This is a genomic window from Micromonospora palomenae, assembly GCF_007829925.1.
GTDB lineage: Bacteria > Actinomycetota > Actinomycetes > Mycobacteriales > Micromonosporaceae > Micromonospora > Micromonospora purpureochromogenes.
Genome location: NZ_VIXA01000006.1, coordinates 141922 through 159328, shown reverse-complemented (window position 1 = coordinate 159328; position 17407 = coordinate 141922). Strand labels below are relative to the sequence as shown.

General features: G+C 73.1%; 14 protein-coding genes. 8 read left to right on the top strand and 6 right to left on the bottom strand.

Features of this window, described 5'->3' with window-relative positions; all coding sequences use genetic code 11:
• Positions 1 to 39 precede the first annotated feature (39 nt).
• The 3 genes from yczR (at position 40) to FHX75_RS29475 (ending at position 4258) form a co-directional block, all read left to right on the top strand.
• Positions 40 to 1497 (top strand): MocR-like transcription factor YczR, encoded by a 1458-nt coding sequence (gene yczR / locus FHX75_RS29485; protein WP_154943827.1) that lies wholly within the window; start codon positions 40 to 42, stop codon positions 1495 to 1497.
• A 61-nt stretch (positions 1498 to 1558) separates the two neighbouring features.
• Positions 1559 to 2848, top strand: coding sequence for a low temperature requirement protein A (locus FHX75_RS29480; protein ID WP_211364638.1), 1290 nt, complete (start codon positions 1559 to 1561; stop codon positions 2846 to 2848).
• A gap of 72 nt (positions 2849 to 2920) precedes the next feature.
• The gene (locus FHX75_RS29475; RefSeq protein ID WP_154943825.1) at positions 2921 to 4258 is read left to right on the top strand and encodes a low temperature requirement protein A; all 1338 of its coding nucleotides are present in this window, start codon (positions 2921 to 2923) and stop codon (positions 4256 to 4258) included.
• 58 nt (positions 4259 to 4316) lie between these two features.
• Here FHX75_RS29475 and FHX75_RS29470 read toward each other — a convergent pair whose 3' ends face one another.
• The 3 genes from FHX75_RS29470 to FHX75_RS29460 all read right to left on the bottom strand — a co-directional run bounded on the left by FHX75_RS29470 (position 4317) and on the right by FHX75_RS29460 (position 7983).
• On the bottom strand, positions 4317 to 6143 hold the full coding sequence (locus FHX75_RS29470) for an AMP-dependent synthetase/ligase (RefSeq protein WP_154943823.1): 1827 nt from the start codon (positions 6141 to 6143) through the stop codon (positions 4317 to 4319).
• Positions 6144 to 6281: 138 nt separating this feature from the next.
• Positions 6282 to 7223, bottom strand: a complete 942-nt coding sequence (locus FHX75_RS29465) for a terpene synthase family protein (protein ID WP_154943821.1) — start codon at positions 7221 to 7223, stop codon at positions 6282 to 6284.
• A gap of 130 nt (positions 7224 to 7353) precedes the next feature.
• The gene (locus tag FHX75_RS29460) at positions 7354 to 7983 is read right to left on the bottom strand and encodes a TIGR03085 family metal-binding protein (protein WP_154943819.1); all 630 of its coding nucleotides are present in this window, start codon (positions 7981 to 7983) and stop codon (positions 7354 to 7356) included.
• 180 nt (positions 7984 to 8163) lie between these two features.
• Here FHX75_RS29460 and FHX75_RS29455 point away from each other — a divergent pair, with 180 nt between their 5' ends.
• The gene (locus tag FHX75_RS29455; RefSeq protein WP_154943817.1) at positions 8164 to 10041 is read left to right on the top strand and encodes an ABC transporter ATP-binding protein; all 1878 of its coding nucleotides are present in this window, start codon (positions 8164 to 8166) and stop codon (positions 10039 to 10041) included.
• A gap of 55 nt (positions 10042 to 10096) precedes the next feature.
• Positions 10097 to 11896 carry an ABC transporter ATP-binding protein gene (locus tag FHX75_RS29450; RefSeq protein ID WP_246158816.1) on the top strand — a complete coding sequence of 600 codons (1800 nt, stop codon included), beginning with the start codon at positions 10097 to 10099 and terminating at the stop codon, positions 11894 to 11896.
• A gap of 46 nt (positions 11897 to 11942) precedes the next feature.
• Here the strand turns inward: FHX75_RS29450 and rpsD are convergent, their stop codons facing one another.
• Complete coding sequence (rpsD, locus tag FHX75_RS29445) at positions 11943 to 12554, bottom strand: 30S ribosomal protein S4 (protein WP_154943815.1); 612 nt, start codon at positions 12552 to 12554, stop codon at positions 11943 to 11945.
• A gap of 69 nt (positions 12555 to 12623) precedes the next feature.
• Here rpsD and FHX75_RS29440 point away from each other — a divergent pair, with 69 nt between their 5' ends.
• The 3 genes from FHX75_RS29440 (at position 12624) to FHX75_RS29430 (ending at position 16027) form a co-directional block, all read left to right on the top strand.
• Complete coding sequence (locus tag FHX75_RS29440; protein ID WP_154943813.1) at positions 12624 to 13376, top strand: DUF2470 domain-containing protein; 753 nt, start codon at positions 12624 to 12626, stop codon at positions 13374 to 13376.
• Positions 13377 to 13602: 226 nt separating this feature from the next.
• On the top strand, positions 13603 to 13938 hold the full coding sequence (locus FHX75_RS29435; RefSeq protein ID WP_154943811.1) for a hypothetical protein: 336 nt from the start codon (positions 13603 to 13605) through the stop codon (positions 13936 to 13938).
• A gap of 7 nt (positions 13939 to 13945) precedes the next feature.
• Complete coding sequence (locus FHX75_RS29430; RefSeq protein WP_154943809.1) at positions 13946 to 16027, top strand: amylo-alpha-1,6-glucosidase; 2082 nt, start codon at positions 13946 to 13948, stop codon at positions 16025 to 16027.
• Here FHX75_RS29430 and FHX75_RS29425 read toward each other — a convergent pair.
• On the bottom strand, positions 16024 to 16641 hold the full coding sequence (locus FHX75_RS29425; RefSeq protein ID WP_154943807.1) for a TetR/AcrR family transcriptional regulator: 618 nt from the start codon (positions 16639 to 16641) through the stop codon (positions 16024 to 16026). The genes FHX75_RS29430 and FHX75_RS29425 overlap by 4 nt on opposite strands.
• A complete protein-coding gene (locus FHX75_RS29420) occupies positions 16638 to 17393 on the bottom strand; it encodes an ABC transporter permease (RefSeq protein ID WP_154943805.1) in 756 nt (251 codons plus the stop codon). Before FHX75_RS29420 ends, FHX75_RS29425 begins: the two co-directional genes overlap by 4 nt.
• Positions 17394 to 17407: the final 14 nt, after the last annotated feature.

The window sequence follows — 17407 nt, the reverse complement described above, 5'->3', positions numbered from 1 at the left end:
AATCGTGGCGAGAGAAGAGCCAATTTGGGAGGGGTGGCCGTGACCAGCCAGGTGCGGGGAGCCCAATTGGCTCGGCTGCTGGGGCAGTGGCACGCGCTGCCGGGCCGCCGTCGCAGCCCGGACTACGCCGCGCTCGCCGCCGCGGTCCGCGGCCTGCTCGCCGACGGCCGGCTCCCCCTCGGGGTACGCCTGCCGGCCGAGCGGGAGCTGGCCGAGGCGCTGCGGATCAGCCGGACCACGGTCACCGCCGCGTACCGGCAACTGCGCGAGACCGGGCACCTGGCCAGCCGGCGCGGGGCGGGCAGCTGGACCATGCTGCCCGGCACCCACCGGGTGGCCAGCACCGGGCTGTGGACCCCGCTGGACGACCGCGACATGATCGACCTGGGCGTCGCCGCGCTGGCCGCCCCGCCGCAGCTGGTGCCGGCCGCCCGCGCCGCCGCCGAGGACCTGCCCCGCTATCTCGGCGGCGCCGGCTACCACCCGACCGGGATCATCGAGCTGCGCGAGGCGGTCGCCCGGTCGTACACCGCGCGGGGGCTGCCCACCAGCGCCGAGCAGATCATGGTGACCAGCGGTACCCAGCACGCGCTGGACCTGGTGCTCCGGCTGGCGCTGGCGCCCGGCGGCAGCGTGCTGGTGGAGTCCCCGACCTATCCGAACGCGCTGGCCGCGCTGTCCGCCCGGCGGGCCCGGATCACCACCCACGGGCTGGCCGTCGACGGGCCCGGCTGGGACGCCGACCTGCTGCTGGGCAGCATCCGCCAGGTCCGGCCCAAGCTGGCCTACCTGATTCCCGACTTCCAGAACCCGACCGGTCACCTGATGTCGGCCGAGCTGCGCGAGCGGGTGGTCGCCGCCGCCCACAGCGCCGGCACCGACCTGGTCGTCGACGAGTCGTTCGTGGATCTCCCGCTGGACGGCACCGAGCTGCCCCCGCCGGCGGCCACCTTCGACCGGCACAGCCGGGTGATCAGCATCGGCGGGATGAGCAAGCCGTACTGGGGTGGGCTGCGGATCGGCTGGGTACGCGCCTCCGCGCCGCAGGTCCAGCGGCTGGCCGCGGCCCGGGTCGGCGTCGACATGGCCAGCCCGGTGCTGGATCAACTGGTCGCGGTGCACCTGCTCGCCGACGCGCCGACCATCGTCGCCGCCCGCCGGGCCCAGCTCGCCGCCCAGCGCGACGCCCTGCTCGACGCGCTCGCGCAGCGCCTGCCCGACTGGCGGGTCACCGCGCCGCACGGTGGGGTCACCCTCTGGGCCGAGCTGGACGGCCCGATCTCCAGCGCGCTGGCCCGGGCCGCCGAGGAGGTCGGCGTACGCCTGGCGCCCGGCCCCCGGTTCGGCCTGGACGGGACGCTGGAACGCTTCCTGCGGCTGCCCTTCACCCTGCCCGCCGCCGACCTGGTCGAGGCGGTGGGCCGGCTCGCCGCGGTCCGCTACGACCTGGACCGGGCCGGGCGTCCGCAGTGGCGGGAGGCGACGGTCATCGCCTGAGCCCGGCGCGACGGGCCCACCGGGACGCCGCGCCGTGGTCCCGGCTGCCAGACTGTGCGCCGTGACGGACGGCGGTACGACGCGGCGCGCGCCGCGGATGCGGGCCGTGACCGAGGGCGCCTCGGTCACCCCGCTGGAGCTCTTCTTCGACCTGGTCTTCGTCTACGCGCTCACCCAGGTGACCGCGCTGATGGCAGGGGACCTGACCTGGTGGGGCATGCTGCACGGGCTGCTCCTGCTGGCCCTGCTCTGGTGGTGCTGGTGCTGTTACGCCTGGCTGGGCAACACGGTGCGCGCCGACGAGGGTGTGGTCCGGGTGGCGCTGTTCGCGGTGATGGGCACCATGTTCGTCGTCGCGGTGACCATTCCCGAGGCGTTCAGGGACCTGCCCGGCGGGCTCTCCGGGCCGGCCGTCTTCGCGGCCGGCTACCTGGTGGTCCGGGTGCTGCACCTGGTCATCTACTGGCACGCCGCCCGGGTCCGGGACGACGCCGCGCTGCGCCGGCAACTGCTGCGGGCGGCCCTGCCGATGCTTGCCGGAGCCACCCTGCTGTTCACCGCCGCCCTGCTGCCCCAGCAGCTCGCCGACTCCCCGCACCAGGAGGACGTCATCCGGACGGCGCTCTGGGCGCTCGCCCTCGCCCTCGACTACGGCGGCATCATGGCCATCGGCGCGAGCGGCTGGCGGGTCTACTCGGCCGCCCACTGGACCGAGCGGCACGGGCTGATCATCATCGTCGCGCTCGGCGAGTCGCTGGTGGCGATCGGCGTCGGGGTGACCGCGCTGCCGATCTCGTGGCCCATCATCGTCGCCTCGTTCCTCGGCATCGCGGTGGCCGCCGCGCTCTGGTGGGCGTACTTCGACGTGGTGGCGATCGCCGCGGAGCGGGTGCTGGCCCGGGCCGAGGGCGCCGAGCGGGCCGCGCTGGCCCGCGACTCCTACACGTACCTGCACCTGCCGATGGTGGCCGGCATCATCCTGCTCGCCCTCGGCCTCAAGAAGGTCCTGTCGTACGTGGGCGACGGCACCGCGCACGAGCTGACCGACCCGCTGCACGGCATCGGCCTGTACGCCCTCTACGGCGGGGTGATCCTCTACCTCCTCGGCCACCTCGGCTTCCGGCTGCGCAACATGCGTTCGGTCAACCGGCCGCGGGCGGTGACCACCGTGCTGCTGGTGCTGCTGATCCCGGTCGCCGACCGGCTGCCGGCGCTGGCCGCCCTCGGGCTGCTCGCCGTGGTCTGCGTCGGGATGATCGCGGTCGAGATGGTGCTCTTCGGCGACGCCCGGCGCAAGCTGCGCGACGCCTTCCTCGCCGAGCACGGCTCCGCGCCGGCGTCCGACCACTAGACCGGCCGCCCGCCCGGGTGGGGTTGCGCCGATCCACCCCGGCCGCGCCGGGCCCGCTGGGACACTGCGGGGGTGGGGGCAGCGGACCGGCGGCCGGGCGCGGCGGGCGGAGGCCAACGCTGGTCGCGCGGGGTCCGCCCCGGCGCGCCCGGGTCCCGGACCACCCGGCTGGAGCTCTACTACGACGTCGTCTTCGTGTTCGCCTTCCTCACCGTCACCACGGTGACGTCGAGCCGGCCGTCGGTTGCCAACCTGATCGGCTGCCTGCTGGTGCTGTCGCTGCTCTGGTGGTGCTGGACCGGGTTCGCCACGGTCGGTAACGCGGTCCGCACCGACCAGGGCGTGCTGCCGCTGATCGGCTTCGTCACCCTGGCCGCCACCTTCCTGCTCGCGCTGAGCATGCCCACGGCGTTCGTGGACCGGCCGGGCGGGTTGAACGGCCCGCTCGTCTTCGCCGGTTGCTATTTCGTGGTCCGGATGTCGCAGCTGTCGGTCCTCGGCTGGGTGGAGTGGCCCGACCCGGCCCGCCGCCGGCGGTGGCTGCTGCTGGCCAGCCCGCCGGTGATCGCGACCGCGCTGCTGGTCACCGCCGCCCTGGTGCCGCACCGGGTCGCCGACGGCACCGTCGAGGGGTGGCTCCGGCTGCTGCTGTGGTCGTCGGCCGTCCTGGTCGAGTACGGGGCGGGCGTGCTGCTGCGCGGCGCGTACTGGGCGGTGGGGTCGGCCGGGCACTGGGCGGAACGGCACGCGCTGATCGTGCTGGTCGCGCTCGGCGAGACGGTCATCGCGCTGGGCTTCGGCACGCGGTTCCTCACCGAGCTGCCGCTGACCTGGCCGGTGATGGTGGCCGCGGTACTCGGCATCGCGGTCGTCTCGGCGCTGTGGTGGGCCTACTTCGACACCCTCGCCCTGGCGATGGAGCAGGCGCTGCACGGCACCCGGGAACCGGCCGCGCGGGCGCGCCTCGCCCGGGACGTGTACACCTACCTGCACCTGCCGCTGATCGCCGGGATCATCTTCGTCGCGCTGGGGATCAAGGATCTGCTGAGCGAGGGTGCGGACCCGAGCACGCCGGCCTGGGGTGAGCCGCTGGGCGGCTTCTGGGTGCTGGTGCTGCACGGCGGGGTGGCCGTCTACCTGCTCGGCCTGGCCGGGCTGGGGTGGCGAACGTGGGGTGAGGTGCGGTGGGTGCCGCTGGCGACGGTGGTGCTGCTCGCGGCCCTCGGGCCGCTGTCCAGCCGGGTGCCGGAACTGGTCGCGCTGGGGCTGCTGGCGCTCGTCGGCGTGGCCTCCACCGGGGCGCAGACGATGGTCGACGGCCCGCGCCGGCGCCGGACCCGGCAGGTGGCGCTGGCGGAGCAGGAGGCGTCGGAGGCCGAGCAGAGCAGGTGGCGGGGCGAGCACCTGTGAGCGGACGGCCCCGGGTGGCCGTGCCCGGCGAGGAACCGGTCACGGCCACCCGAGGCGGTCAGAGCTCAGCCAGCGTGCCCTCGTACATCTTGTCGATCTCGGCGGCGAAGTTGGTCTCCACGCCGCGTCGCTTGATCTTGAGAGACGGGGTGATCTCGCCGTGCTCGATGGTCAGGTCGCGCGGCAGGATGGTGACCTTCTTGATCGTCTCCCACCGGTTGAGCTTCGCGTTGAGCTGCGCGACGTACTCCTCGACCATGGCCTTCGCCTCGGGGGAGGCCACGACCTCGGCGTAGTCCCGGCCCTCCAGCGGGCCGCCGGCCGTCCAGCCCTTGATCGCGTCCGGGTCCAGGGTGACCAGCATGGTGCAGTAGTTGCGGGCCTGGCCGACCACGATCGCCTGCGAGGTGTACGGGCAGATCGCCTTGAACATGCCCTCGATGTGCGACGGGGCGATGTACTTGCCGCCGGAGGTCTTGACCAGGTCCTTCTTGCGGTCGGTGATCCGCAGGTAGCCGTCGTCGTCGAGGCTGCCGATGTCGCCGGTACGGAAGAAGCCGTCCTCGGTGAACGCGGCCTTCGTCTCCTCGGGCAGGTTGTGGTAGCCGCGCATCACCGGCGTGCCCTTGACCAGGATCTCGCCGTCGGTGTCGATCCGGCACTCCAGGTCGCCCATCGCCCTGCCGACGGTGCCGATGCGCAGCCCCTCCGGCGGGTTGACGAAGTTGCCGGCGCTGGTCTCGGTCAGGCCGTACCCCTCGGAGATGGGCAGGTTCGCGGCGGCGAAGAAGGTGGCGATCTCCTTGCTCAGCGGCGCCGCGCCGGAGACCAGCACCCGCATCCGGCCGCCGAGACGGGCCTGGAGCTTGCTGAAGACCAGCTTCTCGGCCAGCGCGTACTTCAGCTTCAGCCCCGCCGGGACCGGCTGGCCGGCCTGCTCCAGCGCGACCTTCTCCTTGCCGACGCGGACGCCCCAGGCGAAGATCTTCGCCTTCGCGCCGCCGGCGCTCTGGGCCGTGGTGACCGCCTTGTTGTAGACCTTCTCGAAGACCCGGGGCGCGCCGCACATCAGCGTCGGCCGGACCACGCCGAGCAGGTCGACCAGCTTGTCGACCCGCCCGTCCACGTACGTCGGCAGGCCGACGTGGGTGGCGCCGCAGAGCAGCGTCTTGCCGAACGAGTGCGACAGCGGAAGCCAGAGGTACTGCAGGTCGTCGTCGCGCAGCAGCCCCATCTCGGCCTGCGCCACGCCCTCCCAGCACCAGCCGCCGTGCAGCAGCTCGACGCCCTTGGGCCGGCCGGTGGTGCCCGAGGTGTAGATCAGGGTGGCCAGGTGCTCCGGGCCGATCGGGGTGACGAGGCGCTCGACCAGGTCCGGCTCGGCCGCCAGCCGCGCCGCGCCCTGCTCCTCCAGCTCCGCGAGGGTGAGCTGGGGTACGGCCGCGGCCGGGTCGACGGCGCCGTCGAAGAGCACCACGTGGGTGAGCGCGGGAAGCTCCGCGCCGGCGATCTTGGCAGCCTGGGCCGGGTTCTCGGCGAAGAGCACCCGGGAGCCGGAGTCGGCGATGATGTAGACCGCGTCCTCGGGCTCGGTGGTGGGGTAGACCGTGGTGGTCGCGCCGCCGGCGCACATGATGCCGAAGTCGGCGATCACCCAGTCCAGCCGGGTGTTGGCCAGGATCGCCACCGGATCCTCCTGGCCGACGCCCAGTGCGTGCAGGCCGGCGGCGACCGCCTTGGCCCGCTGGCCGACCTGCTCCCACGTCAGCCAGACGGGGCCGGACTCGTCCGGGCCCGGGTGGGCGAACGCGTGCCGGTCGGGAGTGGCGGCCACGCGCTTGAGGAACATGTCGGGAATGGAACGGTACGGTACATCGAGAGCCATCGCTGTAGCCGCCTTCAGGGGGTGGATGGACGTGACGGGGGTCACGCCGTTCTGCGGTTACCGAAGAGTATTGCCTGCACCGGGGCCTCGGCTAGCCCCGAAAGCTGTGAGCCGACTGTGTCCCGCGAGTTGGAACGCTCAGGCGTACCGGACGGCCCGCAGCGACCAGTCGTAGGTGGCCCGGATCCAGGACCGGCGGACCTCCAGGAAGGGTGCCATGGCCGGCTCACCGGCCAGCGCCGCCTCGCCGGCGAGGTAGCGGTCCAGCCGGTCGTTGAACAGTCCGGCCGCCGTGCGGACGGCGCTGTCGACGTCCTGCCCGGTGCGGGCCGCGATGACGGTGACCAGGTTGTGCGGGTCGGGCGCGCCGCGCAGCTCCTTGCGGTGCGAGAAGAGGTCGTTGCACCAGCAGACCAGGTCGGTGGTGAGGTCGTCGAGGGCGAGCAGCGCCGGGTCGGTGCGCCCTCCCGGGCCCGGCCGGACGTCGTACGCCAGGTCGGTCAGGGTGAGGCTGGGGCGTACGCCGCCGGTGTGCCGGCGCAGCTGGAGGTACTCGGTCAGCTCCGGCACCCGCCGGTGCTGCCGGTTGGCCGCCTCCCAGAGCAGGGCCAGCAGGTACTCGCGCAACTGGGCCACCAGCCGCAGCAGCAGCGCCGGGCGACGGTGCTCGCGTACCCGCCGGCAGATGTCGGCCAGCGCGACGCCCAGCGGCCCGTCGGCGGGTGCCGCCTCGCCGTCGACGCCGTGCCGGTCGAGGACGTCCAGCAGCGCGCCGACGGTCGGTGCGAGCCGGCCCGGCTCGGCCCCGAGGTCGTCCTCGTCGCAGCTGTCGTCCACCACGAACAGCCAGGTGATCAGGTCGGTGAGCAGCCGCAGCCGGTCGACCGGCGCCCCTGGGCAGGCCCGGCCGGCGAGTTCGGCGGCGTCCGCGGCCCGCAGCCGGTGCCAGCGCGGCCCGTCCTCCACCAGCCCGAGGCTCCGGGCCCAGGTCAGGCTCTCGGCGGCGACCCGACCGGTGGCGGAATGCCGGCGGGCGAGGAAGGGGGGCTCGTGCAGTCCCGACCCGGCGATGCCGCGCATGGTGGCCCCCCTCGTCCGCCGCCCGGAACGGGATCGGCGGGCAGAAGAGTACGACACCTCACATTGGCGGGAATCGCTGGGCGCGCATGGTGGGAAAACTCCTCCTGACCGGTTCCACCCGGCCGGGAGGTCAGAGGCCGAGCGAGGCGTGGCGGAGCCGGTCGGCGAGGGGAGCGGAGCCGTCGACCTGGACCCGGGCCACCCGCTGCCGGCCCGAGAGGAAGAGCGCCAGCTCGCCCGGCGACCCGACCAGCCGGAGCCGTTCGCCGCCCCGGCCCACCGACAGCTCGCCGTGACCGGGCGCCTGCACCAGCAGGTCGGCCGGAAACCGGCGCAACGCCGCCCGGGCCATCAGGGAGGCCGGCTTCCACAGCCGCGCCCGCAGGCCGGCCGGCAGGTCACGCGGCTGCCATCCCGCCGCCGCCCGCCGGACGTCCTCGTGGTGGATGAAGAACTCCAGGGTGTTGGCCAGCTCGTCGGTGAGCGGGTTGCTCACCGGGCTCCACAGCGGCGGGCGGCGCACCAGGCCGACCAGCTCCGCCCAGGGGCGGGCGGCGATCCGCCGGCGCACCCGCTCGGCGTACCCGCGCAACGGCGGCAGCACGATGCCGCCGGCGGCGTCCGGGCGGCGCTCGCGCACCACCAGATGGGCGGCGAGGTCGCGGGTCGTCCACCCCTCGTTGACGGTCGGTGCGTCCGGTCCCAGCTCCAGCATGAGATCGACGAGCGCCTCGCGCTCCGATCGGGCGTACCGCGGCATGAGGGTGATGGTAGGCGCGCCGGCCGGTGTCGGCGCGCCGGAGCGCGTGCCGCGGTGACCGGGGCGCGCCGGAGTGTGCCGGAGCGCACGTGACGGCGGACATACCGGGTCCGGGTCGGCGGAGGTGGCCGGGAGCGGTAAGGATGAGGGGGAACAGGGCGGCTTACGGCGGGGGACAGTGTGGCGAGCGGGACAAGTCGGGACGTGCTCGGCAGGGGGCTGTGGGTCCTCGGTCGGGCGATCCGGGAACAACCGCGGATCTTCGCGGTAGCGGTGAGCGGCAGCGTGCTCTTCGGCCTCATGGTCATCGCCAGCGCCTTCGTGGTGGGAGCGGTGGTCGGCGAGGTGGTGGTGCCGGCCGTCGCCCGGGGCTCCGTCGGGACGGGCGCGCTGGCCCTGGCCGCGACGGCGCTGTTCGGCATCAGCGTGCTGCGGGTGGCGGGCATCTTCGGCCGCCGGCTCGGCGCCGGCTACATGCAGTTCCGTCTGCAGGCCGCCTACCGGCGCCGGGTCACCCGCCGCTACCTCGACCTGCCGCTGGCCTGGCACCAGCGCAACGCCACCGGCACCCTGCTGTCCAACGCCAACTCGGACGTGGAGGCGGCCTGGTACCCGATCGCCCCGCTGCCGTTCGCCGTCGGCACCCTGGTCATGCTGGTCGGGGCGATCGTCTCGCTCTTCCTCACCGACTGGGCGCTGGCCCTGGTCGGGCTGGCCGTGTTCCCCGCGCTCTTCGCGCTCAACGTGGTCTACTCCCGGCGGATGGCGCCCCGGCAGGCCCGCGCCCAGCGGCTGCGCGCCGAGGTCAGCGGCATCGCCCACGAGAGCTTCGACGGCGCCCTGGTGGTCAAGACGATGGGTCGCGAGGCCGAGGAGACCGCCCGGTTCTCGGCCCGGGCCGGCGAGCTGCGCGACGCGCTGGTCTCCGTCGGCCGGCTGCGCGGCGTCTTCGACCCGTTGCTGGAGACCCTGCCCAGCCTCGGCACCCTCGCCGTGCTGGTGGTCGGGGCGTTCCGGCTGCGGGCGGGCGCGATCAGCGTCGCCGAGCTGGTCAGCGTCGCCTTCCTCTTCACCGTGCTGGCCTTCCCGGTGCGGGCCATCGGCTGGGTCCTCGCCGAGCTGCCGCGCAGCGTCGCCGGTTGGGACCGGGTCCGCCGGGTCCTGGACGCCACCGGCGAGATGCCGTACGGCGAGCGCCGGCTCGACCCGGCCGAGCCAAAGCCCGCCACGCTCGCCTTCGCCGACGTCTGCTTCGGGTACGAGCCGGCCGAGGCGCACCTGCCCGGCACGGAGGTGCTCGGCGAGGTCACCTTCACCGTGCCGGCCGGGAAGACGGTCGCCCTGGTCGGCCCGACCGGCGCCGGCAAGTCCACCATCGCCTCGCTGGCCGTGCGCCTGGTCGACCCGCGCGCCGGCACGGTGGCCCTGGACGGCGTCGACGTCCGCGAGCTGACCGCGGACTCGCTGGCGGCGACGGTCGCCCTGGTCGCCCAGGTGCCGTTCGTCTTCGACGACACCGTACGGGCCAACATCAGCCTGGACCGGCCGGGCATCGGCGACGAGGACGTGTGGGCCGCGCTGCGGCTGGCCGAGGCGGACGGCTTCGTCGCCGCGCTCCCCGAGGGGCTGGACACCATGGTCGGCGAGCGGGGCACCTCGCTCTCCGGCGGGCAGCGGCAGCGGCTCACCCTGGCCCGGGCGCTCGCCGGCCGGCCCCGGCTGCTGGTGCTCGACGACGCGACCAGCGCCGTCGACCCGAGGGTGGAGGCGGCCATCCTGGCCGGGCTGCGCGCCCCGACCGGGGGGCAGGGCGCCGCCGCGTCGATCCTGGTGGTCGCGTACCGGCGGGCGACCATCGCCCTCGCCGACGAGGTGATCTACGTGGAGCAGGGGCGGGTGGTGGCCCGGGGCACGCACACCGAACTGCTCGCCACCGTGCCCGGCTACGCCGATCTGGTGACCGCGTACGAGCAGGCCGAGCACGAACGCGAGCAGAACCGCACGTACGACGAGGTCGCGCCGCTGACCTCGGGCCTGGAGATCGAGGTGGACCGGTGAGCGCGAGGAGTGCAGCGGAGCGGAGCCCCGCAGTCGCGAACGAAAGGTCGGCCCGGTGAGCGCGACGACGGTGGAGCCGGAGCAGCGGGAGGAGCCGCAGGAGCGTTCCGAGACGACCTGGCGGACGCTGCGGCGCGGGCTGGCGCTCTCCCCGGAGCTGCGGACCGGGCTGGCCGGCACCCTCGCGCTGGCCCTGGTCTACATGGTCGGCCGGGTGGCCGTGCCGGTCGCCGTGCAGCGGGGCATCGACGGCGGCATCGTCGGCGGCCTGGACCTGGCCGTGGTGTGGCGGGTGGTCGCGATCACCGCGGCCGTGCTGGTGATCACCACCGGCTGCGGCTACCTGATGATGCGCCGGCTGTTCACGGTCAGCGAGACCGCGCTGGCCAACGTCCGGACCCGGGCGTTCCGGCACGTGCACGACCTGTCGATGCTGCACCAGCAGTCCGAGCGGCGCGGGTCGCTGGTCTCCCGGGTGACCAGCGACGTCGACCAGATCACCCAGTTCCTCCAGTGGGGCGGCGTGATCCTGCTCGTCAACCTCGGCCAGCTGGTGGTCACCACGGCCGTGATGCTGGCGTACTCCTGGCAGTTGACCCTGGTGGTGCTCGTCGCCTTCGCGCCGGCGGTGCTGGTGATCCGGCAGCTCCAGCGCCGGCTCGGCGCCGCCTACGGCGTGGTCCGGCAGCGGACGGGCACCCTGCTCGGCACCATCGCCGAGAGCGTGGTCGGCGCGCCGGTGATCCGGGCGTACGGCATCGCCGGGCGCACCGCCCGGCGGCTCGACACCGCGATCGAGGGGCAGCGGCACGCCCAGCAGCGGGCGATCCGGATCAGCATCCTGGGCAGCTCGGTGGGGGAGCTGGCCGCCGGCCTGGCGCTGGCCGGTGTGGTGGTCCTCGGGGTGCTGCTCGGCGTGGACGGCTCGCTCTCCATCGGCCAGCTCACCGCGTTCCTGTTCCTGGTCACGCTCTTCATCCAGCCGGTGCAGATCGCCACCGAGGTGCTCAACGAGGCGCAGAACGCCATCGCCGGCTGGCGTCGGGTGCTGGACGTGCTCGACGTCGCGCCGGACGTGGCCGACCCGGGCGAGCAGGGGCGGGAGCTGCCCCCGGGCCCGCTGGACATCCGCTTCGCCGGGGTGACATTCGCGTACCCGGGCGGTCCGCCGGTGCTGCACGACGTCACCCTGGACATCCCGGCGAAGAGCCGGGTGGCGGTGGTCGGCGAGACCGGCAGCGGCAAGACCACCTTCGCCAAGCTGCTCACCCGGCTGATGGACCCGACCGACGGGCAGGTGCTGCTCTCCGGGGTGCCGCTGGACCGGGTGCGGTTCGACTCGCTGCGCGCCCGGGTGGTGATGGTGCCGCAGGACGGGTTCCTCTTCGACGCCACGGTGGGCGACAACGTCCGCTTCGCCCGCCCCGAGCTGACCGACGCGGAACTCACCGCGGCCTTCACCGAGCTGGGGCTGGCCGACTGGCTGGACGGCCTGCCGTCGGGGCTGGCCACCGCGGTCGGCGAGCGGGGCGAGTCGCTGAGCGTGGGGGAGCGGCAGCTGGTGGCGCTCGCCCGGGCGTACGTGGCCGACCCGGACCTGCTGGTGCTCGACGAGGCCACCAGCGCCGTCGACCCGGCCACCGAGGTACGCCTGCAGCGCACCCTGGACGCGGTGACCCGCGGCCGGACCACCCTGGCCATCGCGCACCGGCTCTCGACCGCGCAGGCGGCCGACGAGGTGATCGTGGTGGACCGGGGCCGGATCGTGCAGCGCGGCCCGCACGACGAGCTGGTCCGCGACCCGGAGTCGGTCTACGCCCTGCTCTACGCCTCCTGGCTGGAGCAGACCCGCTGACCCGTTGAGCCCGGATCCGGCGCGTCGCGCGCCGGATCCGGTCGGCTCACCGGGAGTAGTGCTCGACCACCAGCTGCTCGTCGCAGATCACCGGCACCTCGTGCCGGGCCGGCTCGCGCAGCAGGGTGGCGCGCAGGCCGGTCAGGTCGACCGACAGGTACGGCCGGCCGGTCCCCTCGTCCGCGTTCGCGCCGGTGGCGGCGAGCTGGAAGGGCGGCAGCTGCCGGCTGCGCTCGCGGACGGCGACCACCTGACCGGGCCGCAGCCGGTACGACGGGCGGTCGACCTTGCGCCCGTCGACGGTGAGGTGCCCGTGGGCGACCAGTTGCCGGGCCTGGTAGATGCTGCGGGCCAGGCCGGCGCGGTGCACCACCGCGTCCAGCCGCCGTTCCAGCAGCGCGACCAGCGTCTCGCCGGTCTTGCCGGCGCCCCGCGCCGCCTCCTCGAAGGCGCGGCGCAGCTGTACCTCGCTGACGTTGTACTGGTGCCGCAGCCGCTGCTTCTCCAGCAGTCGGACCTGGTAGTCGGAGGTGCGCCGGCGGGCCCGGCCGTGCACGCCCGGCGGGTAGGGGCGGCGTTCGAGGTACTGGACGCACTTGCGGGTCAGCGGGATGCCGAGGGCCCGGGAGAGGCGGGCCTTGGGGCGGGGGTGGTTCACGTGGACGTCTCCGCTCGGGTGTTCTAGGGTGCTACTTAGGTAAGCCTAACCTACGCAGGAGGTGCCCCGATGGGACCGAGCCCCGCCGAGATCGTCCGCACCCTGGTCGCCGGTCGGCTCCCCGGTCTGGTGCACCTCGCGCACCGCCCGGGCCCGTACCACGTCCGGCACGCCACCGACCCGGAGGGACGGGTGCTGATGCTCGTGCCGGTGGTGAGCGACCTCGCCGCCGAGCTGGACCCCGGGGCCGGCGACGACGTCGCCGTGGTGCTCGACGTGCTGGACCTGCCCCCGGCACCCGGTGCGCCGTCGCTCGGCCGGGCCTGGATCTCCGGCTGGGCGGCGCCGCTGCGGGGCGCGGACGCCCGGCGCGGCGCGGCCGACTTCGCGGCCGTCGACCCGACCGGTGACCTGCTCGACGTCGGCACCCGGTTCCGGCTGCACCGGTTCGAGGTGGTCGAGGCCCGCCTGGAGGGTGCCGACTCCGTGCGCCGCGTCGACCCCGCGGAGTACGCCGCCGCCGAGCCGGACCCGCTGCACGCGATCGAGCCCGAGCTGCTGGCCGACCTCACCGACCACCACGCCGACCAGGTGGCGGGCTACCTGCGCCGGCGGCTCGGCCTGGCCGACGGCGGCACGGACACCGCACCCCGGGTGGTCCGGATCGACCGGTACGGCCTGGTGGTCTCGTACGGCCGTCCCGGCGCCCGTCGCCGGGCCCGGCTCGCCTTTCCGCATCCGGTGGCCGACCACGCGGAACTGGCCCGGCTGCTGCACCCCATGCTCTGCCCGCACGCCGGCGCCGGCGAGCGGAGCCGGTAGGCATTTCTGCCGCCGCAGGAACCAGCGTCGGTCTCCGACATCGATCCCCAGGGCTGACGGGATCTGATTTGCACCATGGTCCCTCGAAACCACCTCGACGAGGCTGGCGCCTGCCTACACTTTGCCGAGGTGCGTGGGAGGGTGCATGGGCGGGGCGATTGAGGAGTTCTTGCTCGCGCTGGAATCACGCGGTCGCTCATTGTTGCCGCCACGTATCAGGGGGACCATGCGCATCGACCTGGTCGATGGCGGTCACACCGATCACTGGTATGTGAACATGAGCCTGGCGGATGCTGTGGTGGTGACGCGAGAGGCGAAGGCCGCTGAGGCCGTGTTGACGACCACCCACGAGCTTTTCGAGCGGCTGATTTGCGGCGAAACGCCGACGACAGCTGCGCTGCTCCGTAATGAGGCGTCTTTTGCCGGTGACGCCCGCCTGATCCTGACTTTCCGGCGGTTTTTCCCCTCACCGTCGGGCACCCGAGATCCGCGGGAGGTGGCGCGGCAGCAGGCCCCGCACGGGCAGGCGTGGCGGGAGCGCCTGCAGGCACGGATCCGGTGATGCCGGGATGAGAAGGTCAATCAGCATTCTGGACGGCAACACGTTCCTGGCCTGCGACGAGCAGGGCGATGTCGATCCATCGCCGAGTGTGCCGACAGGCTTGTTCTCCTATGACACACGCTTCTTGTCGACGTGGCGGCTGAGGGTGAACGGTGAGCGTCTGCACGCGTTGTCGGTTGACGACGTCCGGTATTTCGAGACCCGCTTCTTTCTCGTGCCCGGGGAGCCCACCCACTACATCGACGCGAAAATCTCGGTGATTCGCAACCGGACGATCGGTGGCAGTTTCACTGAAGACCTCGCTGTCCTCAACCACGGCGATCACGAGGTCGAACTGTCCGTGCGGGTGGACATGGGCAGCGACTTCGCCGACATCTTCGAGATCAAGAACCCGCAGCGCAAGAAGGCGCCGGTGTCGGCGATCGTGGAGGAGGGGCAGCTGCGACTGCGCTATCTGCGCGACCGGTTCCACCGGGAGACCGTGATCTCGTCCTCGGCCGCGGCGGTCATCGACGCCGACGGGATGACCTTCCAGGTCCGTATCCCGCCGCAGGCGGAGTGGCAGACGCAGCTGCACGTGCGGACCCTTGTGCTCGGTGCGCAGGAACGGGACTTCCGGGAGAGCTTGAAGCTGCGGTACGTCCGCTCCCGGGACGAGCTGGACGAGGAGATGCGACGGTGGGTGGCAGCAGCTCCGCGGCTCTCCTGCGACAGCCCGCCCATAGCGTCCACCTACCGCCGGAGTCTGGTGGACCTGGCGGCGCTGCGATACACGTCGATCAGCATGGCCGCGGAGCTGATCGCCGCCGGCCTGCCGTGGTTCATGACCGTGTTCGGCCGTGACAGCATCTTCACCTGCCTGCAGGCCCTGCCGTTCACCCCGCAGCTCGTGCCGGCCACCCTCGGCACCCTCGCTTACGGTCAGGGCACCCGGATCAACGACTTCTCCGACGAGGAACCGGGCAAGATCCTGCACGAGCTGCGCTACGGCGAATCGGCCGGCTTCGAGGAGCAGCCGCACTCTCCGTACTACGGGTCTGCGGACAGCACCCCGTTGTTCGTGATTTTGCTAGATGAGTACGAACGCTGGACCGGGGATGCGACCCTGGTGCGCGCGTACGAATTCGAGGCTCGCGCAGCATTGCGGTGGATCGACACCTACGGCGACCTTCTTGACACCGGATACATCTGGTATCAGACCCGCAACCCCAAGACCGGGCTACCCAACCAGTGCTGGAAAGACTCCTGGGACTCCGTGTCCTACCGCGATGGCCGGCTGCCCGACTTTCCGCGGGCGACCTGCGAACTGCAGGGCTACGCCTACGACGCGAAGGTGCGCGGTGCCCGCCTGGCCCGCCTGTACTGGAACGACCCCGGCTACGCCGACCGCCTCGAACGCGAAGCCGCCGACCTCAAGACCCGGTTCAACCAGGAGTTCTGGGTAGCCGACGGGGAGTACTACGCCTTCGCCCTCGACACCGACGGCGGCCAGGTCGACGCGCTGTCGTCCAACATTGGACACCTGTTGTGGAGCGGCATCGTCGACGAGTCCCGCGCCGGCCGGATCGCCGAACTTCTGCTCAGCCCCAGGCTTTTCTCCGGCTGGGGCGTGCGCACCCTGGCCACCGACTGCGCCCGGTACAACCCGCTCGGCTACCACGTCGGCACGGTGTGGCCGTTCGACAACTCCATCATCGCCTGGGGCCTGTGGCGCTACGGCTTCCGCCGCGAGGCCGCCACCATCTGTCAGGCCATCTTCGACGCCGCCGAGTACTTCCAGGGCCGGCTGCCTGAGGCGTTCGCCGGCTACCCGCGAGCCCGCACCACCTACCCCGTCGAATACCCCACCGCCTGCAGCCCACAGGCCTGGTCGGCCGGGGCCCCGCTGCTGCTGCTGCGCGTCATGCTCGGCCTCGAACCTCAGGGCGAACACCTCATCGTCGACCCAGAACTGCCGACCGACGTCGGACGTGTCGAGCTCCTGAACATCCCCGGCCGCTGGGGCAGAACAAACGCCGTCGGCCGCAGCCGCACGCCGGAAGACGAGCCGGAGCCGGCCGTTCTGCCGGACCGCTCGCGCGCACTCTAGACGTCACGGCCCCGTCCGGCCGGCAGGTCGCCGGTGAGGTAGCGCTGCACCGTCGGGCCGATCGCGGCGACCAGCGTCTCCGGTGCCGCCGACGCGACGGGCTCCAGCCGGATGACGTACCGCATCATGGCCAGGCCGATCATCTGGGTGGCCACCAGCGAGCCGCGCAGCGGCAGCTCCGCCGGCGGGACGTCGAGGTGGTCGAGCACCCGGCGCAGCACCTGGGTGACCAGGAACTCGCGCAGCAGCCGGGCGGTCCAGTCGTTGTTCACCGCCGACCGGAGCAGGGCCATCGCCGCCTTGCCGGCCGGCGAGTCCCACACCCCGAGGAAGGTCCGGACCAGCCGCTCGCCGACGCCGTCCGCGCCGCCGGCCAGCACGACGGGGAGCAGCGCCGCCGGGTCCAGCGGGATCTCGACGGTGGCCCTGAAGAGCTCCTCCTTGCTGCCGAAGTAGTGGTGCACCAGGGCCGGATCGACCCCCGCGGCGGCGGCGATGACCCGAATCGAGGCCGCGTCGAAGCCGCGCTCGGCGAAGGTCGTCCGGGCCGCCGCGAGGATGGCCTGCCGGGTGTCCGGGTTGCCGGGGCGCCGCCCGGTGCGGCGCGGCGTCATCCGCTGCGCCGCCGCAGGGTCGCCGCCGCGAGCACCAGGGCCGCCACCGCCGCGCCGGCGACGATCGCCACGTCCCGCCACATGGTGCCGGTCGGCTCGGCGTGCGCGCCGACCTCCTGCAGGGCCTCGACCGCGTACGACAGGGGGAGCGCGTCGCTGACCGCCTGGAGCCAGCCGGCCATCTGGCCGCGCGGCACGAAGAGCCCGCAGAGCAGCAGTTGCGGGGCTACCACGACCGGCATGAACTGGACCGCCTGGAACTCGGTGCGGGCGAAGGCGCTGCAGAACAGCCCGAGCGCCACGGCCAGCACGGCGTTCAGCGCCGCGACCAGGATGACCAGCCCGGCGCTGCCGGCGGTCTCCATCCCGAGCAGCCAGTACGCCACGCCCGCGGCGATCGCCGCCTGCACCGCCCCGGCCAGCCCGAACGCGATGCCGTAGCCGAAAAGCAGGTCGAGCTTGTGCAGCGGCGTGGTGAGCAGCCGTTCCAGCGTGCCGGTGGTGCGCTCGCGCAGCATCGCGATGCTGGTCACCAGGAACATCACGATGAACGGGAAGAAGCCCAGCATGATCAGGGCGATCCGGTCGAAGGTCGACGGCTGCCCGGGGGCGGTGGGCTGGTCGGCGTACATGTAGTAGACCAGGGTCAGCAGCACCGTCGGCACCACCACCAGCAGCGCCACCGTGCGCTTGTCGTGCCGCAGCTGGCGCAGGATGCGCCCGGTGGTGACGGCCAGAATCCGCGCGTTCACGATGCCTCCTCCGT